The organism is Amycolatopsis thermalba, from assembly GCF_023376025.1.
GTDB classification, from domain to species: Bacteria; Actinomycetota; Actinomycetes; order Mycobacteriales; family Pseudonocardiaceae; genus Amycolatopsis_E; species Amycolatopsis_E thermalba.
Window position 1 is genome coordinate 4,155,188 of the sequence record NZ_CP091196.1, and the last position, 21,241, is coordinate 4,176,428.

Annotated in this window: 26 protein-coding genes; 13 read left to right on the forward strand and 13 right to left on the reverse strand. The window is 73.2% G+C overall.

Going from position 1 to position 21,241, the window contains the following annotated elements:
* The first annotated feature begins 2 nt into the window (after window positions 1-2).
* From L1857_RS19995 to L1857_RS20005, 3 genes are read left to right on the forward strand one after another with little or no spacing between them, the layout of a single operon-like run.
* On the forward strand, window positions 3-374 hold the full coding sequence (locus L1857_RS19995) for an Asp23/Gls24 family envelope stress response protein (RefSeq protein WP_116109225.1): 372 nt from the start codon (window positions 3-5) through the stop codon (window positions 372-374).
* Entirely contained in the window at window positions 371-901 is a 531-nt protein-coding gene (locus L1857_RS20000) for a DUF6286 domain-containing protein (RefSeq protein ID WP_094003006.1), read from the forward strand. The genes L1857_RS19995 and L1857_RS20000 overlap by 4 nt, the downstream gene beginning before the upstream one ends.
* Window positions 898-1,470: an alkaline shock response membrane anchor protein AmaP gene (locus L1857_RS20005; RefSeq protein WP_116109220.1), complete on the forward strand. Its 573-nt coding sequence runs from the start codon at window positions 898-900 to the stop codon at window positions 1,468-1,470. Before L1857_RS20000 ends, L1857_RS20005 begins: the two co-directional genes overlap by 4 nt.
* Here L1857_RS20005 and L1857_RS20010 read toward each other — a convergent pair.
* Window positions 1,467-1,847, reverse strand: coding sequence for a winged helix-turn-helix transcriptional regulator (locus L1857_RS20010; RefSeq protein WP_116109217.1), 381 nt, complete (start codon window positions 1,845-1,847; stop codon window positions 1,467-1,469). The genes L1857_RS20005 and L1857_RS20010 overlap by 4 nt on opposite strands.
* Before the next feature lie 199 nt (window positions 1,848-2,046).
* On the opposite strand from L1857_RS20010, the gene L1857_RS20015 reads away from it, so the two are divergent.
* The 4 genes from L1857_RS20015 to L1857_RS20030 all read left to right on the forward strand — a co-directional run bounded on the left by L1857_RS20015 (window position 2,047) and on the right by L1857_RS20030 (window position 6,209).
* Entirely contained in the window at window positions 2,047-3,510 is a 1,464-nt protein-coding gene (locus L1857_RS20015; protein ID WP_094003138.1) for a DHA2 family efflux MFS transporter permease subunit, read from the forward strand.
* Window positions 3,491-4,300 (forward strand): DUF3097 domain-containing protein, encoded by an 810-nt coding sequence (locus tag L1857_RS20020; protein WP_094003003.1) that lies wholly within the window; start codon window positions 3,491-3,493, stop codon window positions 4,298-4,300. The genes L1857_RS20015 and L1857_RS20020 overlap by 20 nt, the downstream gene beginning before the upstream one ends.
* Window positions 4,301-4,375: 75 nt before the next feature.
* On the forward strand, window positions 4,376-4,807 hold the full coding sequence (locus tag L1857_RS20025; protein ID WP_094003002.1) for an NfeD family protein: 432 nt from the start codon (window positions 4,376-4,378) through the stop codon (window positions 4,805-4,807).
* A 28-nt stretch (window positions 4,808-4,835) separates the two neighbouring features.
* Window positions 4,836-6,209, forward strand: coding sequence for an SPFH domain-containing protein (locus tag L1857_RS20030; protein ID WP_116109214.1), 1,374 nt, complete (start codon window positions 4,836-4,838; stop codon window positions 6,207-6,209).
* On the opposite strand, the gene L1857_RS20035 is transcribed toward L1857_RS20030, so the two are convergent.
* Complete coding sequence (locus tag L1857_RS20035; protein WP_205413153.1) at window positions 6,143-6,637, reverse strand: helix-turn-helix domain-containing protein; 495 nt, start codon at window positions 6,635-6,637, stop codon at window positions 6,143-6,145. The two genes, L1857_RS20030 and L1857_RS20035, sit on opposite strands and share 67 nt — an antisense overlap.
* A 109-nt stretch (window positions 6,638-6,746) precedes the next feature.
* Here L1857_RS20035 and L1857_RS20040 point away from each other — a divergent pair, with 109 nt between their 5' ends.
* Window positions 6,747-7,004: a hypothetical protein gene (locus tag L1857_RS20040; RefSeq protein WP_158224378.1), complete on the forward strand. Its 258-nt coding sequence runs from the start codon at window positions 6,747-6,749 to the stop codon at window positions 7,002-7,004.
* Window positions 7,005-7,101: 97 nt separating this feature from the next.
* Here the strand turns inward: L1857_RS20040 and L1857_RS20045 are convergent, their stop codons facing one another.
* Window positions 7,102-8,067, reverse strand: a complete 966-nt coding sequence (locus tag L1857_RS20045; protein WP_094002999.1) for a helix-turn-helix domain-containing protein — start codon at window positions 8,065-8,067, stop codon at window positions 7,102-7,104.
* Between the two features lie 252 nt (window positions 8,068-8,319).
* Between L1857_RS20045 and L1857_RS20050 the strand changes: the two genes are divergently transcribed.
* From L1857_RS20050 to L1857_RS20060, 3 genes are read left to right on the forward strand one after another with little or no spacing between them, the layout of a single operon-like run.
* Window positions 8,320-9,351, forward strand: a complete 1,032-nt coding sequence (locus L1857_RS20050) for an MFS transporter (protein ID WP_249465859.1) — start codon at window positions 8,320-8,322, stop codon at window positions 9,349-9,351.
* The gene (locus L1857_RS20055) at window positions 9,348-9,503 is read left to right on the forward strand and encodes a hypothetical protein (RefSeq protein WP_158224377.1); all 156 of its coding nucleotides are present in this window, start codon (window positions 9,348-9,350) and stop codon (window positions 9,501-9,503) included. The genes L1857_RS20050 and L1857_RS20055 overlap by 4 nt, the downstream gene beginning before the upstream one ends.
* 37 nt (window positions 9,504-9,540) lie before the next feature.
* On the forward strand, window positions 9,541-9,753 hold the full coding sequence (locus L1857_RS20060; protein ID WP_094002997.1) for a hypothetical protein: 213 nt from the start codon (window positions 9,541-9,543) through the stop codon (window positions 9,751-9,753).
* Here L1857_RS20060 and L1857_RS20065 read toward each other — a convergent pair.
* From L1857_RS20065 to L1857_RS20085, 5 genes are all read right to left on the reverse strand, one after another.
* Window positions 9,725-11,068, reverse strand: a complete 1,344-nt coding sequence (locus L1857_RS20065; RefSeq protein ID WP_205413152.1) for an MFS transporter — start codon at window positions 11,066-11,068, stop codon at window positions 9,725-9,727. The genes L1857_RS20060 and L1857_RS20065 overlap by 29 nt on opposite strands.
* Window positions 11,069-11,191: 123 nt before the next feature.
* On the reverse strand, window positions 11,192-11,950 hold the full coding sequence (locus L1857_RS20070) for an SGNH/GDSL hydrolase family protein (RefSeq protein WP_249465861.1): 759 nt from the start codon (window positions 11,948-11,950) through the stop codon (window positions 11,192-11,194).
* A 10-nt stretch (window positions 11,951-11,960) separates the two neighbouring features.
* Entirely contained in the window at window positions 11,961-12,863 is a 903-nt protein-coding gene (locus L1857_RS20075; RefSeq protein WP_205413151.1) for an RNA polymerase sigma-70 factor, read from the reverse strand.
* Window positions 12,860-14,032 carry an NAD(P)/FAD-dependent oxidoreductase gene (locus tag L1857_RS20080; RefSeq protein ID WP_249465864.1) on the reverse strand — a complete coding sequence of 391 codons (1,173 nt, stop codon included), beginning with the start codon at window positions 14,030-14,032 and terminating at the stop codon, window positions 12,860-12,862. Before L1857_RS20080 ends, L1857_RS20075 begins: the two co-directional genes overlap by 4 nt.
* A gap of 87 nt (window positions 14,033-14,119) precedes the next feature.
* Window positions 14,120-14,632 (reverse strand): CGNR zinc finger domain-containing protein, encoded by a 513-nt coding sequence (locus tag L1857_RS20085; protein WP_249465866.1) that lies wholly within the window; start codon window positions 14,630-14,632, stop codon window positions 14,120-14,122.
* A gap of 25 nt (window positions 14,633-14,657) precedes the next feature.
* Between L1857_RS20085 and L1857_RS20090 the strand changes: the two genes are divergently transcribed.
* Together L1857_RS20090 and L1857_RS20095 are read left to right on the forward strand one after the other, a co-directional pair.
* Complete coding sequence (locus tag L1857_RS20090; RefSeq protein ID WP_094002993.1) at window positions 14,658-14,837, forward strand: hypothetical protein; 180 nt, start codon at window positions 14,658-14,660, stop codon at window positions 14,835-14,837.
* A complete protein-coding gene (locus tag L1857_RS20095; RefSeq protein WP_116109205.1) occupies window positions 14,834-15,670 on the forward strand; it encodes a patatin-like phospholipase family protein in 837 nt (278 codons plus the stop codon). Before L1857_RS20090 ends, L1857_RS20095 begins: the two co-directional genes overlap by 4 nt.
* A gap of 28 nt (window positions 15,671-15,698) precedes the next feature.
* Here L1857_RS20095 and L1857_RS20100 read toward each other — a convergent pair whose 3' ends face one another.
* From L1857_RS20100 to L1857_RS20120, 5 genes are all read right to left on the reverse strand, one after another.
* On the reverse strand, window positions 15,699-16,583 hold the full coding sequence (locus tag L1857_RS20100) for an SMP-30/gluconolactonase/LRE family protein (protein ID WP_116109202.1): 885 nt from the start codon (window positions 16,581-16,583) through the stop codon (window positions 15,699-15,701).
* A gap of 47 nt (window positions 16,584-16,630) precedes the next feature.
* Window positions 16,631-17,485 carry an oxidoreductase gene (locus L1857_RS20105; protein ID WP_249465869.1) on the reverse strand — a complete coding sequence of 285 codons (855 nt, stop codon included), beginning with the start codon at window positions 17,483-17,485 and terminating at the stop codon, window positions 16,631-16,633.
* A gap of 77 nt (window positions 17,486-17,562) precedes the next feature.
* Window positions 17,563-18,432, reverse strand: coding sequence for a helix-turn-helix transcriptional regulator (locus L1857_RS20110; RefSeq protein WP_116109197.1), 870 nt, complete (start codon window positions 18,430-18,432; stop codon window positions 17,563-17,565).
* Between the two features lie 71 nt (window positions 18,433-18,503).
* Window positions 18,504-19,604, reverse strand: coding sequence for a tyrosine-type recombinase/integrase (locus L1857_RS20115; protein WP_249465872.1), 1,101 nt, complete (start codon window positions 19,602-19,604; stop codon window positions 18,504-18,506).
* A gap of 14 nt (window positions 19,605-19,618) precedes the next feature.
* Window positions 19,619-21,028, reverse strand: coding sequence for an FAD-binding oxidoreductase (locus L1857_RS20120; RefSeq protein ID WP_116109347.1), 1,410 nt, complete (start codon window positions 21,026-21,028; stop codon window positions 19,619-19,621).
* Window positions 21,029-21,241 lie beyond the last annotated feature (213 nt).

A 21,241-nucleotide genomic window follows, 5' to 3' on the forward strand; every position in this document is an offset into this window, starting at 1 on the left:
CGGTGACCGTCGAAGCGCCGGAGCGGCGCGGCACCACGGTCGTGGCCGACCGGGCGGTGCAGCGCATCGCCGAGCAGGTGATCAGCGGGATGGAGGGCGTGGGCGGGTCCGCCCGCCGGGTGCTCGGGGTCGCCCTGGGCACCGGCGATCCGGAGCAGCCGGCCAACGTCACCGCGCGGGTGCGGGACGGCCGGGTCAGCCTGGCCGTGGAACTCTCGGTCGGCTACCCGGCCCCGATCGCCCGCACCACGCGGGCGGCGCGGGAACGGCTGGTCCGGAAGGTCGGCGAGCTGACCGGGCTGGTCGTGGAGCGGGTGGACATCACGGTGACCGCCCTGCACAGCGACCGGTCGCGGGAGAGGAGCGTGGCATGATCCGCCGGTCCCGGCGCAGCCTCGCGGCCACGCTGGTGGCACTGGCCGGGCTGATCGCGTGTGCGCTGGTGGCGACCAGCGCGGTGCAGCTCCTGCTGGGTGAGCGGCCGGTGCTGGACTACGACGCCGTCGCCGCCCGGCTGCACGCCACCCGCTGGGAAGCGCTTCCCGTGGCGATCGGCGGGGGCGTGCTGGCCGCGGTGGGACTGGTGGTGCTGCTGGCGGCGGTGCTGCCCGGCCGCGCGCTCGTGCTGCCCCTGTCGGGGGGAGGCAGCGCGCCCGTCAAGGCCGGCGCGAGCCGCCGCAGCATCACCGGCAGCCTGCGCTCGGCGGCCGAGTCGGCCGACGGGGTGGAGGCGGCGAAGGTGCGGCTGAGGTGGCGCAGCGTCACCGCGAAGGTGCGTGGCAGCCGGCTGGCCGCGGACGACGTGGCCACCCAGGTGCGGCGGGCGATGGAGGACCAGCTGGACCGCATCGCCCCGGCCCGGCGGCCGCGGGTGAAGGTGCGCGTGAGGAGCACGGCATGACCAGCCTGAACCGTCCCGCCCGGCTCAACCGGGCCCTGCTCGCGCTGACCGGGCTCGTCCTGCTCGCCGCGGGCGGGTTCGCCCTGGCCACCTCGCTCGGCTGGCTGCGGCTGCTCGGCCGCGACCAGCCGCTGGTGCCGGGCGACGACCGGCCCGCGACGTGGGTGCTGTACGTGACCGTGGTCGTCGCGGTGGTGCTGGGGCTGCTGTTCCTGCGGTGGCTGGCCGCGCAGGTGATGCGCCGCCCGAAGACGCAGACCTGGCGGCTGGAGGACGATCCGGCCCGTGGCGTCACGAAGCTGGCGGCGGACGCGGCGGTCGCGCCGTTCGAGTCGGAGATCGCGGCGTACCCGCAGGTGCGCTCGGCGGACGCGACGCTGTCCGGCACGCCGGACCGGCCCACGCTGCTGGTGACGGTGACCGCCGAGCCGGGCACGGACCTGACGGCACTGCGGGAGCACATCGTCACCGACGGCGTGGCGCGGTTGCGGCAGGCGCTGGACCTGACGGAGCTGCCGACGGTGATCGAGTTCCGCATCGCCGCCGAGGCGGCCGCGCGGGTGATCTAGGCGATCGCCGCGGGTTGCTGGGCGTCGTAGGCGTGGCGGGCCGCGGCGATCTCGACCCGGTACTTCTCCGCCCACGACGTCAGGCTGAGCAGCGTCTGATGCAGCTCGCGCGCCATGTCGGTGAGCGTGTACTCCACGCGCGGCGGCACCGTGGGGTACACGGTGCGCACCAGCAGCCCGTCGCGCTCCAGCTTGCGCAGCGTCAGCGTCAGCATGCGGCGGCTGATGCCCTCCACCTCGCGCTCCAGCTCGGTGAAGCGGACCGGGCCGTGCGCGGCGGTGACCAGGATGCCGATCGCCCACTTGCCGGCGACGTGATCGAGGACCTCGACGATCGGGCACGCCTCGGTGACCGGGGAAGCGGTGTCAGCAGCCATACCCCGATGGTTCCACGTCCGCCCCTCGGTTACCACCCGTTCTCCATGGGGATCGTGACCCGCATCACAGCACCACCGGCGGGACCAGGAGTGGTACATCGGTGTTCCTCTGGCACAGGGAACTGCCTTCTTCCGGCCACGGTTACGGGCTCACATGATGGCCCCAGTAACAAATCGTGCCCCTTTGGAGGTCAAGGCCATGTCCCTCGATCAGCCCGCAGGACGGTCGCGGTGGCTCGCGCTCGCCGTGCTGTCCGCGCAGACGCTGATGATCGTGCTCGACCAGACGATCGTGAACGTCGCCCTGCCCGCCATCCGCGACGACCTCGGCTTCACGCCGTCGAACCTGTCCTGGGTCATCAACGCCTACCTGATCCCCTTCGGCGGGCTGCTGCTGCTCGCCGGGCGCCTCGGTGACCTGGCCGGCCGCCGCCGCGTCTTCCTCGCCGGGATGGTCGTGTTCACGCTGGCCTCGCTGCTGGCCGGGCTCGCCTGGAACCCGGAAACCCTGATGGCCGCGCGGTTCCTGCAGGGCGCCGGCGGCGCCGCCTCGACCGCGGTCGCGCTGGGCATGGTCGTCCGGCTGTTCCCGGAACCGGCGGAACGCGCGAAGGCGCTGGGCACGTTCAGCTTCGTGCAGGCCGCGGGCGGCTCGATCGGCAGCATCGCCGGCGGTGTGCTCACCCAGGCGCTGAGCTGGCACTGGATCTTCCTGATCAACCTGCCGATCGGCCTGGTCGCCGGTGCGGTCGCGGTGCGGGTACTGGAGAACGACCGCGGCCTCGGGCTGCGCGCCGGCGCCGACTGGCTGGGCGCCGCGCTGGTGACCGCCGCGCTGATGCTCGGCGTCTACACCATCGTCGAGGTGGAGTCCCACGGCTGGGCCTCGGCGCACACGCTCGGCTTCGGCGCCCTGTCGCTGGTGCTGCTGGCCGCGTTCGGCGTCCGCCAGGCCCGCACCCGGGACCCGCTGCTGCCGCTGCGGATCTTCGCCTCGCGTGGCCTGTCCGGCGCGAACCTGACGATGGCGCTGCTGGTGTCGGCGATGTTCGGGTTCCAGTTCCTGGTCGTGCTCTACATGCGGCAGGTGCTGGGCCTGAGCGCGCAGGCGACCGGGCTGGCGATGGTCCCGATCGCGGGATCGATCGCGGTGGTGTCGCTGGTGGTCTCGCCGCGGCTGTCCACCCGCTTCGGCGACTACAAGGTGCTGCTGGCCGGGCTGGCGCTGATCGGCGCCGGGCTCGCCTGGCTGGCCCGGGTGCCCGCCGACGGCGGCTACGCCACCGACGTGCTCGGGCCGACCGTGGCGATGGGCGTCGGGTTCGGCCTGGCCATGCCCGCGCTGATGGGACTGGGCATGCGCGACGCCGCCGCCGAGGACACCGGCCTGGCCTCCGGCCTGTTCAACACCACACAGCAGGTGGCGGGCGCGCTGGGGCTGTCGGTGCTGGCGGTGCTCGCCGCGACCCGCACCGAGTCGCTGACCGGGGTGCGCCCGGAGGAGGCGCTCACCTCCGGCTACCACCTCGCCTTCTGGGTGGGCACCGGTCTCGTGGCGGCCGCCTTCGCCGCGGCCGCGCTGATGCTGCGCCCCGGCGTGGCGGCGCGACGAACCGGTGAATCCGGCGCTACCGTCGCGGATCGTGCGCTCCCACAGCTATGACGACATCCTCGCCGGCCCGCGCAGACGCAAGATCCCCGAGGTCGTGGCGGAGCGCGGGCTGGTGGTCGAGGAACCGGGAAGCGGTTTCTGCGGCGCGGTGGTCCGGTTCGAGCACGGGAACGTGGTGCTGGAGGACCGCCACGGCCGCCACCGCGTGTTCCCCCTGGCACCCGCCGGGTTCCTGCTCGAAGGCAAGCCGGTGACGCTGGTACGGCCGAAGGCCGCGCCGCCGTCACCGGCTTCGGCGCGTTCGGCGTCGGGGTCGGTGAAGGTGCGGGGGCTGCGGGCCCGCACCGCGCGCGACTCGCGCATCTGGGTCGAGGGCAAGCACGACGCCGAACTCGTGGAACGCGTGTGGGGGCACGACCTGCGCGTCGAGGGCGTCGTCGTGGAGCCGCTGGACGGCGTGGACGTGCTGGCCGAAGCGATCGAGGAGTTCGGCACCGGTCCCGGGCGGCGGCTGGGTGTCCTGGTCGACCACCTGGTGCCGGGCAGCAAGGAATCCCGCCTGGTGAACGCGATCCGCGACCAGCACGTGCTGGTCACCGGCCACCCCTACGTCGACGTGTGGCAGGCGGTGAAGCCGTCCGCGGTCGGCATCCGCCAGTGGCCCTCGGTGCCGCGCGGCACGCCGTGGAAGGAGGGCGTGTGCGCGGCGCTGGGCTGGGGCGAGACCTACGAGGGCTGGCAGCGCGTGCTGGCCGCGGTGAGCAGCTACCGCGACCTGGAGACGCCGCTGATCGGCGCCGTCGAGCGGCTGATCGACTTCGTGACCGACCCGGAAGGCTGAATCCGGCAGGTCACACCGAGATCACTTCGGGTCGTCCGCTGGTCGCGAGCGGTCACTTTCTGCCACGATGGGCGCATGACACCGGCGCTCGTCTGGCTGATCGTCGCCATCGTCCTGATGGCCGCCGAAGTGCTGTCCGGCGACTTCTTCCTGCTGATGCTCGGCCTCGGCGCGTTGTTCGGGGCCGGCGCGGCCCTGATCACCGGCAACATCGTCATCGACGCGGTCGTGTTCGCGGTCGCGTCCGGGGCGCTGATCCTCCTGGCCCGGCCCGCGCTCAAGCGCCGGTTCCTGACCGGGACGGGTCACCGCACCAACACCGAGGCCCTGATCGGCGCCAGGGCCGTGGTCGTGTCCGTTGTGGACGGCGACTCCGGGCGTGTCAAGCTGGCCGGCGACGTGTGGTCCGCACGGTCCGTCGCCGACGGTCAGCGAATCGAACCCGGCACGACCGTGACCGTGGTAGAGATAGCGGGCGCCACGGCCGTGGTGGCGCCCGAGCCGTAACCACAACCCACATACCGGGAGAGCGATCTTGGGAACCGCAGCGATCATTGTTGTCGCGGTCATCGCCCTGTTCGTGATCGTGACGATCGCGAAGGCGATCATGGTGGTCCCGCAGGCCCAGGCCGCGGTGATCGAGCGGCTGGGCAGATTCAAGTCGGTCGCCTCGCCCGGCCTGAACTTCCTGGTGCCGTTCCTGGACAAGGTGCGGGCCCGCATCGACCTGCGCGAGCAGGTCGTGTCGTTCCCGCCGCAGCCGGTGATCACCGAGGACAACCTGACGGTGTCGATCGACACGGTCGTCTACTTCCAGGTGACCGACGCGCGCGCCGCGGTGTACGAGATCTCCAACTACATCGTCGGTGTCGAGCAGCTGACCACCACGACGCTGCGCAACGTGGTCGGCGGCATGACGCTGGAGCAGGCGCTGACCTCCCGCGACCAGATCAACAACCAGCTGCGTGGCGTGCTCGACGACGCCACCGGCCGGTGGGGCATCCGGGTGGCGCGGGTCGAGCTGAAGGCGATCGACCCGCCGCCGTCCATCCAGGACTCGATGGAGAAGCAGATGCGCGCCGACCGGGAGAAGCGCGCGATGATCCTCAACGCCGAAGGTCAGCGGGAAGCGCAGATCAAGACCGCGGAGGGGCAGAAGCAGTCGCAGATCCTCGCGGCGGAGGGCGCCAAGCAGGCCACGATCATGGCGGCCGAGGCGGAGCGGCAGTCGCGGATCCTGCGGGCGCAGGGTGAACGCGCGGCCCGGTACCTGCAGGCGCAGGGCCAGGCCAAGGCGATCGAGAAGGTGTTCGCGGCGGTGAAGGCGGGCAAGCCGACGCCGGAGGTGCTGGCTTACCAGTACCTGCAGACGCTGCCGCAGATGGCGCAGGGCGACGCGAACAAGGTGTGGCTGGTGCCCAGCGACTACGGCAACGCGCTGCAGCAGTTCGCCCGCGCGTTCGCCAAGCAGGACGCCGACGGCGTGTTCCGGTACGAGCCGGCCGAGAACGACGGCGCCGAGCCGCCCACCCTGGACGACGAGGAGGTCGCCAGCTGGTTCGACACCTCCACGGACCCGCGGATCGCCGAGGCGGTGCGCGAGGCTGAGGCGGTGGCGCGCCAGGAGGTGCCCGGGCCGCTGTCGCACCAGCCGCAGCCGCCGGCTCCGCAGGCGACCAGCGCGCTGCGCGGCACCCCGGTGACCGAGGAGGCGCAGGAGGCCCCGGCGGCCGAACCGCCCGTCCAGCCGGAACCGCCCGCGCTGTCCCCGCCGACGACGCCGCAGTTCCCCGCGGCCGGCGGACAGCAGGGCCAGCTGCCGACCCGCAGCCCGGGCCAGCACTACGGCACCCCGCCACGGCCCCCGTACCCGCCGCAGCAGCCGCCACCCGCGGCGCCGCAGCAGTAGGCGCTTTCCGAGGGGCCGCACCGGATCCGGTGCGGCCCCTTTCGCTTCTCGGTCGCGGCCGGGGTGCGCATCCCCACCAGGACGGCGGGCACGGACAGGGAACCGATGAGCTGGCGGGTGCTGTGGCAGGCCCGCGCGGGTGCCGCCGTGCGCGGGCGAGCCGGGGCGGGCCGGGCGAGGTTGTGCAGGTAGTCCCGCTGGTCGTCGGTCAGTTCCAGCGCCCTGGCCAGCGGCTCGAGGACCGCCTCCGACGCCTGGTGGCTCTGCCCTTGTTCCAGTCGCGTGTAGCAGGTGACGCTCACGCCCGCGAGCTGGGCCAGTTCCTCCCGGCGGAGCCCGGGAACGCGCCGCGCCCCGTACGAGGCGATCCCGACGTCTGTGGGACCGGCGGGGTCGCGCTCTTCGGCCTGCAGATCGCCGCGGCGCACGGTGCCGAGGTCATCGTCGTCTCCGGCGACGACGCCAAGCTCGCCCGCGCCGAGGACCTGGGCGCCACCCACGGGGTCAACCGGCTCATCCGGGGACTGGGTGGAGGCCGTGTACGAACTCACCCGGGATCGCGGAGCCGACCACATCCTGGAGACCGTCGGCTGCCACCACCTCGCCCGCTCGATCGAGGCAGCCGCGGTCGGCGGGCACATTTCCCTGATCGCCATCCTGGACGGCTACGAGATCTCCGGCCCGTCGCCCACCTGGGGCGCAAGAAGCTGCGCATCGACGGCCTGCAGGCCGGGTATCGGCGGGCGCTGGAGGGCCTCGTCCGCGCGGCCGATCACCTCGCGCTCCGCCCCGTGATCGCGGCCGAGTACGCCCTGTCCGATCTCCCGTCCGCGCTCGCCCACCTCGACCGCGGCGCCTTCGGCGAGGTCGAGGTCCGCACCGCCTGATCCGCCTACCCGGCTGCGGCCGACGGCGTGCGGAACGCCTCCCGGTAGGCGCTGGGCGTCGTGCCGATCGTGCGCGTGAAGTGGCGTCGCAGGGTGGCCGCGGTGCCCGTGCCGACCCGCGCGGCGATGTGCTCCAGCGGCGCGTCGGTGTCCTCCAGGAGGCGTTGCGCCTGCCGGATCCGTTCCAGGTGCAGCCAGTGCAGCGGCGTCAGGCCGGTCGTCGCGCGGAACAGCCGCGTCAGGTGGCGGGGGCTGACGTGGAACCGCGCGGCGAGGGTCGCCACCGTGATCGGCTGGTGGAGGTTCGCGCGCGCCCAGTCCAGCAGCGTGCCCAGGCCGTGCCCGTCCGCGGCGGGCACCGGCGTCTCGATGTACTGGGCCTGGCCGCCCTGCCGGTGCGGGGGAGCGACCAGCCGCCGCGCGACCGCGTTGGCCACCTCGGACCCGAGGTCGCAGCGCAGCATGTGCAGGCACAGGTCGAGCCCGGCGGCCTTGCCCGCCGACGTCAGGATCTGCCCGTTGTCGACGTAGAGCACGTCGGCCACGACCTCGACCGCGGGAAACTCGCGCGCCAGGCGCCCGGCGTGCAACCAGTGCGTGGTGGCCCGCAGCCCGTCGAGCAGGCCGGCCTCGGCGAGCGTGAACGCCCCCGTGCAGATCGACGCGATCCGCGCGCCGTTGCGGTGCGCCTCCCGCAGCAGCGACGCCAGCGCGGGCGACGACGGGGCGGAGGAGTCCTGCAGCGGCGGCACGATCACGGTGTCGAGATCCACCAGGCCCTCCAGCGGGGCGGTGCCGGACCCGCTGACCTGGAGCCAGCCGTCACCGACGTGCGCCCCGGACTCGGCGCACACCACGAACTCGTACCACGGATCGTGCACCTCCGGTCGCGGCGTGCCGAAGACCGAACACGGCGCCCCCAGCTCGAACAGCGAGGTGCCCTCGACGACCACGACGCCCACCCTGGTCATGTCCCAAACTGTACGGCACGTGTCGTTCGGGACGCTCGTGCGCGGACGGCGGCTCGGAAACGATCACCGGCATGACGAAATCCACCACCGCGGCGACCCCGCGTTCCACCGCCGCTCCCGGCGCGGGCGGCCGGGCCTGGCTGGTGGCCGCCTTCGCGATGACGGCCGTCGGCTGGGGCGCCAACCAGTTCGCGCCGCTGCTGTCGCTCTACGAGACCCCGCGGCGGGGTCAGCACCGCCCAGGCGCAGGGCATGTTCGTGCTCTACGCGGTCGGGCTGGTGCCGGGCCTGCTGTTCGGCGGGCCGCTGTCGGACCGGCGCGGGCGGCGGCACATGATGCTCTGGGCACTGGCGCTGTCGGCGGCCGCCAGCGTCGTGCTCGCGGCCGGCGCCTGGTCCACCGCGGTGCTGTACCCGGGCCGGCTGATCGCCGGGGTGGCCAGTGGCGCGGCGTTCAGCTGCGGCACCGCCTGGCTCGGTGAGCTCAGCGCGGGCGCCGCCGGGCGGGTTCCCCGCCGCGCCGCGGTCGCGATGACCTCGGGGTTCGGTCTCGGGCCGCTGGCCGCCGGGCTGCTCGCCCAGTACGCGCCGGCGCCGCTGGTGGCGGTGTACGTGCCGCACATCCTGCTCGCGGTGGCCGCGCTGGTCCTGGCCTGGCGGACTCCGCCGGGCGTCCCCGCGGCTGCCGGCGCGGCGGGCGCGCGGCGCGGCACGCCCGCGTGGCGGCACCGCCGGTTCCTGCTGGTCGTCCTGCCGGTGGCGCCGTGGGTGTTCCTCACGGCCGCGGTCGCGCTGGCCACGCTGCCCGGCAGCGTCGGCGACCTGCTGGGCGATCACGTCATGCTCTTCAGCGGGCTGGTCACGCCGTTGCCCGCGCTGGCCGGTGTGCTGGTCCAGCCGCTCGCCCGCCGTCTGCACGACCGGTCGCGCCTGCTGACCCTCTCCTCGCTCGCCGTGGTGGTGGCCGGTCTGCTGATCGGCGCGGCCGCCGTGGGCACGTCGTCGATCGCGCTCGTCGTGGCCGGCGCGCTGGTGCTCGGCGCCGCCTACGGCGCGCTGATGGTCAGCGGCCTGACCGAGATCCAGCGGCTCGCCGAGCCCGAGCACCTCGGCCGCACGGTCGCGATCTACCAGGCGGCGACCTACGTGGGGTACCTCAGCCCGTTCTTCATCGCGCTGCTGGCCCGGGTCGTCGCGCTGCCGCACATCCTGATCGCCCTGGCCGTGCTCGCGGCGTTGACGGCGCTCTGGACCGGGGCGATCACCCGCACGGAGCCCCGATGACCCCGCCGCCACCCGCCGAGGGGCTGCCCACGCACCTGGGGATCGAACTCGTCGGCGCCTCCGCCGGCCGCACCACCCAGGTGTGGGACGCGACCGTCACGGCCGGCGGCGCCGGCGCCCGGTCGCCCATTTCCGCTGCACCCAGCTGCTGATGACGACGGCGCGGCGGGCGGATGCGACCCTGGACCCATGAACGAAGAGCCCGGGCCCGCCACGCAGCGGCGCCGCCTCTTGTGGGGTTCCGTGCTGGCGACCGTCGTGGCACTGGCGATCCTCGTGCCCGGTCTGATCGGCGCGCTGGGGGCGCGGTCGAACTGGCTGCCCTACGGGATCGCCCTCGCGGTGCTGGCCGCGATCGGCTGGTACCAGTGGCTCAGCGGCGGTAGACCGCGTCGTCGGTGATGTCGGCCCGGGAGCGGTCCTTCAGCAGCGCCACGCAGACGATCGTGACCACCGCCGAGAGCACGACGTAGGCCGCGATCGAGTACGGCGTGCCGGTGGCGTGCAGCAGCCAGGTCGCCAGCAGCGGCGCCGGGCCGCCCGCGAACACCGACGCCAGCTGGTAGCCCAGCCCGGCCCCGCCGTAGCGCAGGTGCGTCGGGAAGCTCTCGCCGATCAGCGCGGCCTGCGGACCGTACTGCATGGCGTGCGGGATCATCGACACCACGATCGCGACGAAGATCAGTACCTCGCCGCCGTTCTTCAGCACCGCGAAGTACGGGAACGCCAGCACCCCGGTCAGCACCGCCCCGGTCAGGTACACCCGTTTGCGGCCGAACCGGTCCGACAGCTGGGAGAACCACAGGATCAGCGCCAGCTCCATCGCCGCGCCGAGCAGGACGGCGTTGAGCACGAACGTCTTCGAGTAGCCGTGCTCGGCGACCACGTACACCAGGACGTAGCTGGTGTAGAGGTAGAACGGCATCTGCTCGGAGAACCGCAGCCCGGCCGAGAGCAGGATCTCCCGCCAGTGGTGTTTCACCGCGTCGGCCACCGGGCTGCGGGAGGTCCGCCGCTGCGCCACGACCTGGGCGAACATCGGGGTCTCCAGGATGCGCAGCCGGATCAGCAGCCCGACGGCGACGAGCAGCAGGCTGGCCAGGAACGGCAGCCGCCAGCCCCACGAGTCGAACGCCTCCTCCGACAGCACCGCGGACAGCAGGGTCATGCCGCCGGTGCCGAGCACGAGCCCGACCGGCACCCCGATCTGCGCGAAACTGCCCAGCAGCCCGCGTTTGCGCTGGTCGCCCCATTCCATGGCGAGCAGCACCGAGCCGCTCCACTCGCCGCCGATCGCGATGCCCTGGATCAGCCGCAGCGTCACCAGGATCAGCGGCGCCGCGACCCCGATGGTCGCCGCGCCGGGCAGCACGCCGACCACCCCGGAGGCGATGCCCATCATCAGCAGCGTGACCACGAGCGTGGTCTTGCGGCCGATCCGGTCGCCCCAGTACCCGAAGATCGCCGCGCCGATCGGCCGTGCCGCGAAGCCGACCGCGTAGGTGGCGAAGGACTGCATCGCCCCGGCGTAGCTCGACGAAGCGGGGAAGAACAGCTGCGGGAAGATCAGCGCCGCGGCCGTGTTGTAGAGGAAGAAGTCGTACCACTCGATGGTGGTGCCGATCGCGCTGGCGAAGGCCGCGCGCCGCACCTGGGTGGACTTCTGGCTGGTCTGCGCCTGGAGAACGGTGTCCGCTTCGTCGCGTCCGAGAACCATGCCGCCGAGCCTCCTGTGATCGGCTTCACTTCCCGGTGAACGATCCCTCACAGGAGTGACGATGTCCAGATCCGGAGGGCGAATCACCACCCGTTGTCCGGTTCCGGCAGGGTTCCCCGCGGCTCACTCCACGGGCAGCAGCACCGGCCGTTTCGCGGAGAGGGTGTCGCCGGAGGACTCGCCCCGCAGGCGGCGCCCGATCCACGGCAGCACGTGCTCGCGGCCCCAGCGCAGGTTCTCCGCGCGCTGCCGCCGCCGGTCGACCAGCTCGCGCGGCCCGAGCGCGGCGGGGGAGAGCCCGTGCGGGCGGCCGAGCACGTCCAGCACGGCGATCGCGACCTCGGCGTGGCCGAGCGCGTTGAGGTGCAGCCGGTCGGCCGACCACAGGCGCCGGTCCCGCAGCTGCCGCATGCCCCACATGTCCACCACGAGCGCGCCGTGCCGGGCGGCGATCACGCGGGTGTGCTCGTTGTAGATCGCGGTGCGGCCGCGCAGCTTGCGGAACACCGGGTCCTCGGCGCCGTCGACCCCGGTGAACAGCAGCACGGTCGCGCCGGTCTTGGCGAGCTGCTCGACGGCGTTCTCGAACCGCGCGGCCAGCGCGTCGATGCCGGCCTTGGGACGCAGCAGGTCGTTGCCGCCGGCGTAGATCGAGACCAGGTCGGGCCGTAGCGCGAGGGCCGGTTCGAGCTGCTCGGCGAGGACCTGGTCGAGCAGCCGCCCCCGGATCGCGAGGTTGGCGTAGCGGAACTCGGGGTCGGCGGCCGCCATCTGCTCGGCCACCCGGTCGGCCCAGCCCCGCACGCCGTTCGGGCGGGCGGGGTCTTCGTCGCCGACGCCCTCGGTGAAGGAGTCGCCGAGGGCCACGAAACGCTTGTACATGCTCAGCACTTTAGGCGACCGGTCCGGGCACCCCGAGAGCACGCGCGACGGCGCCGAGTTTGTCCGGGTTGGCCACGTTGTGCAGGCTGGTGATGCGGCCGTCGGCGTCGAAGTCGAAGGTGACGGTGGCGATCACCCGGTCCGGGCCGCGGAAGACCAGTCCCGGGCCGCCGTTGATCCCGGTCAGCTCCGCGACCATGTCCGCGGGCGCGACGCCCTGGTAGGTGACGGTCCCGATGGCGGCGAACCAGGCAGCCACCGTCTCGGCGCCGGCCACCGGGCGCAGGGCCTGGCGGACCTTGCCGCCGCCGTCCGTCCACAGCGTGACGTCCGGGGACAGCAGGTCCATCAGGGTGTTGACGTCACCCCCGGTCGCGGCGGCGAGGAACCGCTCGGTGACCTCCCGCTGCTTCCCGCGATCGGCCGGGAACCTCGGCCTGCGGGCCCGCACGTGCTCGCGGGCCCGGTGCGCGGCCTGCCGCACCGCCGCTTCCGTGCGGTCCACGGCTTCGGCGATCTCGGCGTGGCTGAACCCGAAGACGTCCTTGAGCACGAACACCGCGCGCTCCAGCGGACTCAGCGTCTCCAGCACCACCAGCATCGCCATGGACACCGATTCCGCGCCCGTGACGGCATCCGCGCCGTCGCCGGTGGTGAGAATCGGTTCCGGCAGCCACGGACCCACGTAGGTCTCCCGCTGGTGCTGGGCCGACCGCAGCCGTTCCAGCGCCAGGTTGGACACGATCCGCGCCAGGTAGGCCTTCGGGTCGGCCACCTGGGAACGGTCGGCGGCGGACCACTTCAGCCACGCGTCCTGCACCGCGTCCTCGGCGTCGGCGGCGCTGCCGAGGATCCGGTAGGCCACCGCGAACAGCAGCTTGCGGTGCTGCTGGAACGCCTCGGGCCCGGTCACCGGGCGATCCGGGTGAAGCGGCCGCCGCGCGGCCAGAACGCGCCCGAGGCGGGCATCTTCTTCATGCGCAGGTAGGTCGGCCAGGGCGAGGCGGTCACCGTCTCTTTGTACCGGGTGGCCAGGCGGCCGGTCAGGCAGATCCGCCGCGGGCTGTCGTCGGGGTGGGTGAACTGCACGACCGCGTCGTGGCGGCCCAGGCTGACCGGCGTGTGGTAGTAGCCGAAGCGGAACGGCTTGGGCTCCTTGCCGTTGCGCGCGCGGACGATCAACACCGCGGCGTGCACGCCGGTCGGCATGCCGCTCTGGCAGGTGCCGTGCAGGACGCCGTGGCCTTGCCGGATCGCGGCCGCGTCGCCCACCGCGTAGACATCGGGGTGCGAGACCGAGCGCAGCATGGGGTCCGTGACGACGCGGCCGCGGTCGTCGACGGTCAGGCCGGCGGCGGCCACGAGTGGTGCGGCGCGGGTGCCGCTGGTCCACAGGACCACGTCCGCGGGGACGGGCTCGCCGCCGGCCAGTTCGACCGCGTCCGGGAGCACCTTGGCCACCTCGGTGCCGCTGCGCGCCTCGACGCCCAGCCGCTCGAGCGCGGCCCGGAGGTGTGCCCTGGCCCGGGTGTTCAGTGCCGCGCCCGGCTCGCCCCGGCCCAGCAGCACGACCCGCAGCGCGGGGTACTGCTCGGCGATCTCCGCGGCCGACTCGACGCCGGTGAGCCCGTTGCCCGCCACTACGACCGTGCCCTGTTCCAGGCGCGCCAGCCGGCCGGCCAGCACCTCGGCGTCCTCCGGGCTGTTCAGGGTGTGCGCGTGCTCCTCGACGCCCGGCACGGTGACGGTGTCGGCCACGCCGCCGAGGGCGTACACCAGCGTGTCGTAATGCAGCACCCGGTCGTCGTCGACGCGCACGGTCCTGGTGTCCGGGTCGAGCGCGGTGACCCAGCCCCGCACGAACCGCGCGCCCGTGCCGTCCAGGAGCCGGGGGATGCTCAGCTCGGCGACCGGCTGCCCGGTCGCGGTCAGGTGCAGCCGCAGCCGCTCGGTGAACATCTCGTGCGCGTTCACCAGCGTCACCCCGACGTCGTCGCGGCCCTTCGTGCGTGCCGCGAGCTGGATCGCCGCGGCCGTGCCCGCGTACCCCGCGCCCAGCACCAGAACCTTGTGGGTGGTCATCGTTGTCGCCTCCTCATCGGCTGTTGACGACCACGAGATGGGAGGAGCCGGCCCGTTCGTGACATGGCGCGGTGTGACGCGCGGCACCTACGTGGCGCGAGCCCGGTGTTCGGCGACGTGGACGCGGGTCGCGCAGCGGGTGGAGCAGAACCGGCGGCGGCCGTTGCGCGAGGTGTCCACGAAGACGATCTCGCAGCCGTCGCGCGCGCAGGCGCCGATCCGCCCGGCGTCCTCGACCAGCAGGTGGGCCAGCCCGCCCGCGGTGAAGGCCCGGATCCGGCGGGTCAGGGTGTCGTCCTCGGCGGCGTAGTGCAAGTGGGCGGGCAGGCCGTCGTGGCGGGAGATGAACGGGCGGCACGCGGTCTCCGCGAGCAGCTCGTTGACCAGGTCGATCCGCCGGTCCGGGTCCGGTTCGGCGAACACCGCCCGCAGCCGCCGGCCCCACGCCTGCGCCGCGGCGGCTTCGGCGGCGGTGAGCCGGGTCAGCGACATGCCCGCGGCGCGCATCATCCGCAGCAGCTCGGCGGCCGTGGCGCCGGGCATGTTCACCAGGCCGGCGGCGACCTGCGCGGCCGGGCCGCCGTAAGGGTTGAAGTGCACTGACCCATTACAGCACGCTGGGGCCATGACCGACGAACGTTGTCCCCGCTGCCAGTGGCCGCTGTCCGAGCTGCTTCGCGGCGGGTCGAGCCATCCCGTCTCGGACGGCCGCCTCGACTACCGCCGCTGCGTGTGCGGGACCTGGCTGCTGCTCGTCAACGGCGCACTCGCCGGCGCCACGCGGGGGCCTAGGATCGAGGCATGACGCGTGCGCTCGTACTCGGCGGTGGCGGGGTGGCCGGAATTGCCTGGGAAACCGGGCTGTTGCACGGTTTGTCGGAGTCCGGAGTGGACATCCTGGGCGCGGACCGGTTCATCGGCACCTCCGCCGGTTCGACGGTGGCGGCCCAGATCACGAGCGGCACCGCACTGGCGGAGCTGTTCCGGCGGCAGGTCGATCCGGCGCTGCAGACGCCGGAGATCGCCGCGAACGTCGACGCCGAGGCCATCGCGGAGATGTTCGGCGCGGCGGTGAGCGCGGCGACCGACGCCCGGGACGCGCGGCGGCGGATCGGCGAGCTGGCGCTGGCGACGCAGACCGTGCCGGAGTCCGAGCGGCTGAAGGTGATCGAGGCGCGCCTGCCCGTGCACGAGTGGCCCGCGGTGCCGCTGCGGATCGTCGCGGTGGAGGCCACGACCGGCGACGAGCGGGTGTTCACCGTGGAGTCCGGGGTGTCGCTCGTGGACGCGGTCGCGGCCAGCTGTGCGGTGCCGGGCACCTGGCCGCCGGTGACGATCGGCGGCCGCCGCTACATCGACGGCGGGGTGCGCTCGATGGAGAACGCCGACCTGGCCGCGGGCTGCGACCGGGTGCTGGTGCTGCGGGTCACCGAGGTGCCGGGCAACACCGACCTCGACGACCAGGTCGCCGCACTGCGACGGGACGGCGCCGAGGTGCTGGTCATCGCCCCCGACGCGACGGCGATCGAGGCGATCGGCCCCAACCTGCTGGACCCGTCGGTCCGCGAGGCGGCCGCACGCGCCGGGTACGACCAGGCCGTGCGCGCGGCCGCCGAGGTCGCGGCTCTCTGGGAGTAGCGGAGTTCCGCGGCCCCGGCGGCAGCGCTCAGGGGCGGCCGGCGCGCGGCACGCCGACCCGGAAGGCGAGCAGGCTCGCCTCGCGGGCGTCCTTGCGGGCGTGCTCGTTGAAGTCCGGCGCCGCGCACGCGAACAGCGTCCGGCCATCGGCGCCGCCGAGCATGCAGGCGAACACCCCGGTTCCCGGCTGGATCTCGTCGGTGATCTCCCCGCCCTCGCGGACCCGCAGCAACCGGCCGCCGATGCCGTCGGCCACCCACAGGGCGCCTTCGGCGTCCAGGCAGCACCCGTCCGGCGCGACGGCGATCTCGGGAAGCGCTTTCTCCAGCTCCCGCTCGGTGAGCGGCTCCCCGAACTGCGCCCACACGCGCCGGTTGGTGAGCGACCCGTCGGCGGCGATGTCGAACGCGGTGACCCGGTTGCCGAAGGTCTCGTCGACCAGCAGCACGCCGTCGTCGGTGATGACGCTGCCGTTGGGGAACCACAGGTCCTCCGCCACGACCGTCACGGTGCCGTCCGGGTCGACGCGCAGCAGGTTCGCCGGAGCCACCGCGGCGCCGTTCATCAGGTCGAACCCGAAGTTGCCGACGTAGGCGCGGCCCTGGGCGTCGACGACCATGTCGTTGGGATGCCCCGTGACGTACGCGGACAGGTCGGCGTGGGTGACGAGACTGCCGTCGGGTTCCCGGCGCAGCAGCCGCGCGTCGCGCATCGACACCACGAGCAGGCGGCCGTCGGGCAGCCAGCCCAAGCCGGAGGGCTGCTGCGGAACCTCGGCCTCGACCCGCAGGTCACCGCCGTCCTCCAGGCTGGAGTACACGCGGTGGGTGTAGAAATCGGCGAACCAGATGCGTCCCTCGTGCCAGCGCGGGCATTCGAGGTAGGAGAAGCCGTCCAGAACTTCATTGGTCACAGTGGACAGTCAGGCACGCCGCGCCCGGCGGTGTCAAGGCGGGTCCGTCAGGAGGAGACGGTGGCTCCGCCATCGGGGCGATCGGTGGACAGGGTGAGCTCCTGCCAGGTGTCGATGTCCTCCTGGACCCGCTTGCGCCCGGCCGTGACCAGGCGCAGCGCGTCCGAGCCGAGCAGCAGGTGCACGGGTGGCGTGTCGGAGTCGAGCACGGTGAGGATGGCCTGCCCGGCGCGGTCGGGATCGCCGATCCCCTGGCCGGCCAGCGTCTGCCGGCGGGCGCGGATCGGATCGAACAGCTCGTCGTAGTCGGGGATGCTGCGGGGCGCGCGGACCAGTGACCGGCCCGCCCAGTCGGTCGCGAACGCGCCGGGGGCCACCGCGGTCACCCGCACCCCGAACTGCGCGACCTCTTGCGCGAGTCCCTCGGTGATGCCTTCCATCGCGTGCTTGCTGCCCTCGTAGAACGACAGGCCGGGGAACGTGGTCATCCCGCCCATCGAGGTGATCACGAAGATGTGACCGCCCCGCCGCTGGCGCATCCCGGGCAGCACGGCCTTCATGGTCGCCACCGTGCCGAACACGTTGACCTCGAACTGGCGGCGCAGATCGGCCATCGAGGACTCCTCGAAGGTGCCCTCGACGCCGTAGCCGGCGTTGGCCACGAGCACCTCGATCGGCCCCAGCGCGTCCTCGGCGGCACGCACGGTCGGTTCGATCCGGTCCGCGTCGGTCAGGTCGAGGATGAAGGCGCGGGCGCGGTCGGCGTCCAGGGCTTGGAAGGCCGCCGCGTCCTGCTCGGTGCGCACCGTGCCGGCCACCCGGTGCCCGGCCGCCAGCGCCCGCCGGGCGATCGCCAGTCCGAGCCCGGTGCTGACACCGGTGACCAGGAACGTCTTGCTCATCAGGGGTTTTCCTTTCCGTGACGGCCGTCGAGGCCGTGATCGAGCGCCGCGCGCGGGCGATGTCGGCTCCGCGCCGGTCAGGAGCCGGCGTCGGCGCTGTGGGGTGCCGCGGCCGCAGGCTCGCTTCCCCAGCTGGCGAGCAGCCGCAGGCGCTCCTCACTGGGGGAGCCGGGCGGGGCGGAGTAGACCAGCATCGACAGGGCCGGGTCGGCCACCGGGGTGAAGATCTCGAAGTGCAGTTCGAGGTCACCGACCAGGTGGTGGTGGATCCGTTTCCGGCCGGCGCTGCGTTCGTGGACGCGGTGCTCGGACCACCAGCCCGGGAACTCCGGTGACCGCACCATCAGCTCGCCGATCAGGTTGGTGATCCGCTGGTTGCGGGGCTGGGCCGCGGCGGCCAGCCGCAGCACGTGGACGTAGTCGCGGGCCACCTGCTCCCAGTCGCGCCACACCGCGCGCGCCCGCGGGTCCAGCAGCGTCCAGCGGACCATGTTGCGTTCCCGGCGCGGCAGTGCGGCGATGTCGGGGAAAACCAGTGCCCACAGCGCGTTCCCGGCGACGATCTCGAGGTTGTCGTCGCGGACGTAGGCCGGGCACAGGTGCATCGACTCCAGCACCTGGCGCATCGCCGGCCGCACTCGCGTCGAGCGCTCGCCGCGGTCCGGCTTCCGGGCCGCGGTGCCGGCGAGGGTGAACAGGTGCCGCCGCTCGACGTCGTCCAGCCGCAGGGCGTCGGACAGGGCGTGCAGCACCTGCTCGGAGGGCTGTCCGGCGCGGCCCTGTTCGAGCCGGGTGTAGTACTCGGCGCTCACCCCGGCCAACCGGGCGACCTCGCCGCGCCGCAGGCCGGTGACCCGGCGGCCGGGCTCGACCGGGAGCCCGATCTCCTCCGGGGTGAGCCCGGCGCGGCGGGCGCGGAGGAAGTCGCCGAGTTCCTTGTTGACCATGCCTCCAGTCTGACCTCGCCGTGGTCGCCCGCCAACGGGATAGGTGGCCCTGCGAGGGCCACCCAGGGGTGTCAGGCGTCGCGGACCAGCCGCAGGTGGCGCGGCTCGTCCCGGGTTTCCGGGGTGGTGCCGCTGGTGAGGTCGGCCAGCATCTGGGTGGTCTGGCGGCGGCGGCTGCGGCGGACGTAGATCAGGGTGGTGGCGACGCTTTCGTGGCCGGCGAGGTCGGCCAGGTCCTCCACGGAGACGCCCTGTTCGTAGCCGAGGGTCAGGACGGTGTGCCGCAGGGAATGCGGGACGACGTCGTCGGGCTGGTCCAGGCCGGCGCCGCGGGCCGCGTCGCGCAGGAGGTTGCCGAGGTCGCGGGAGGTCAGGGGCGTGCCGGTGCGGGTGGCGAACAACCAGCCGGACAGCTCGGCGACGGGCTTGCCTTTGCGGGCGGCGCGGGCGGCGAGGTAGTTGCCCAGGGCGACGTCGGCCAGGCCGAGGATGTCGGCGGTCTTGCGGTGGCCGCCCTTGTTGACGTAACGCAGGATCCGGTGGCCGCGGTCGACGCCGAGGTCACCGTCCGGGCCGCAGCGGGCGTGCAGGATCGCGCCGGACCGCACGGCGGTGGTGGCCATGATCTCCAGGATGGCGAGGTTGCGCAGCGCGGCCTCGGTGCCGGCGGTCTCGGCGCGGCCGCGGGCGTGGCCGAGCAGGGCCAGGAGTTCGCCGTGGGTGAGGGCGCGGGTCTGGGATTCCTGGTCGCGCTTGTGGCGAGGGACCAGGCGCGCCGGGTTGTCGTCGTGGACGCGGTTGTTGATCAGCTCGGTGTACCAGGAGCTGACGGCGGCCAGGCGGGCGTTGTGGGTGACCGGGCTGCCGGGGTCGAGCAGGGCGATCCAGTCCTTGACGTCGGCCAGGCGCGCGGCCAGCGGGTCGACGCGGTGCCAGTCGCAATAGGACAGCCACAGGCCCAGACCGCGCCAGTAGGAGCGGCGGGTCTGGTGGCTCTTCATCTCCAGCAGCCACGAGCGGGTGACCCCGCGCGGGCCCCGGGCGCCGGCGGGGTCGTCCGGCAAGGCCGGGAGCCCGGCCACCGCGTCCTCGACCAGGCGCCGCAGGGCGGGCTTGTCGGGGGCGCGAGCGGGCATCGGCCGGGGCTCGTACGGGGCGAGGTCGACGGTCATCACCGCCGATCATGTCACGACGGCGCGCTGTCGGCCGGTGGGATGTTGACGTTGCGGTGGAAGACGTTGCGCGGGTCGTACCGCAGCTTGATGTCGCGGAGCCGCTGGTACTTCGCGGGCCCGTAGGCTGCCTGGACCCGGTCCTGCCCGGTGTCGTCCATCGCGTTGACGTAGGTGCCGACGTGCGGGGCGTACGGGCGCAGCGCCTCCGCGCACGAGCGCACCCAGGCCGTCTCGGCCGGCAACGTCTCCAGGGTCTGCGTCGCCGCGATCATGAAGGCGCAGTACCGGGGTGAGCGGCCGCCGCTGAAGGCCGTGGCGTCGTCGGGCACCGCCGAGTAGGCGCCGTCGAGCCGGTAGAACAGCACGATCGACATCGGCGAGGTGCGCCGCGGCACCTGCTCGACGACCGCCTGGATCACCTCGTCGGACAGTTCCTCCAGGTACAGGCTCTTGTCGTAGTAGTACAGGCCCCAGGCGTTGGCCTCGTCGATGAGCTGCTGCAGTTCCACGTAGGGCATCGGGGTCACGAACTCGAACGCGGGCGGCAGCGCCTGCCGGATCCTGGCGAGCACGTCGGCGTGGGTGCCCGGGTCGCCGAACCCCGTCACGAGAAGCGCGTAGCCGGGTGTGAAGTGGTACTGCTCGGGGACGAACGGAGCGGGCGGCGCGTTGAGGGCGCCGATCACCACGCTGAGGTCGAGCGGCAGCGTGGGCACCAGCTCGCGCGCCAGCCGCAGCACTTCTGGTCCCTGGTCGAGTTCCCAGAACACGAGCGCGTACTGCACCAGGGGGCCGGCCTCGTGCAGCCGGAACTCGAACTCGGTGACCACGCCGAAGTTCCCGCCGCCGCCGCGGAGGGCCCAGAACAGGTCCGGGTGGTCGGTCGCCGAGGCGCGCAGGATCCGGCCGTCCGCCGTGACGACCTCGGCGGAGACCAGGTTGTCGATGCTGAGCCCGGCCTTGCGGGTGAACCAGCCCATCCCGCCGCCGAGGACCAGCCCGCCGATGCCGGTGTGGCTGACCATGCCGGCGGGCACCGCGAGGCCGTGTGCCTGGGTGGCGGCGTCCAGGTCGCCCAGCAGGGCGCCGCCGCCCGCGCGGGCGAGCTTCGCGTCCGGGTCGACGGTGACGTGGTTGAGGGCGCTGAGGTCGATGACCACGCCGCCGTCGACTGTGGAGTTGCCCGAGGGGCTGTGCGCGCCGCCGCGGACGGCGATCTCCAGGTCGTGGTCACCGGCGAACCGGATCGCCGCGGCGACGTCGGCGGCGGAGGCGCAGCGGGCGATCATCGCCGGTCTCCGGTCGTTGGCGGCGTTCCACACCTTCCGGGCTTCGTCGTACCCGGAGTCCTCCGGGCCGAACACCGGGCCGTTGAGCAGTGCCCGCAGGTCCGCCACTCCGCCGCCGACCGTCTGGGTCATGGTCATCACCTTCGTCCGGAATGCTTTCCGTGAAGTCGCACTCGATCTGCGGGGGGTTACACCGGCCGGGTGAGCTCGGTAGGCCTTCCGGACGTGCAGTCGCGGGGTCCCCGGGCTACCGGGTCGTTTCGTCACGGTGACGACCTCCCAGTTTTCGCCCTCCAGGACAGCCGGATCTCTCATCCGCGATAACCGTGATTATCGTGGACTCTT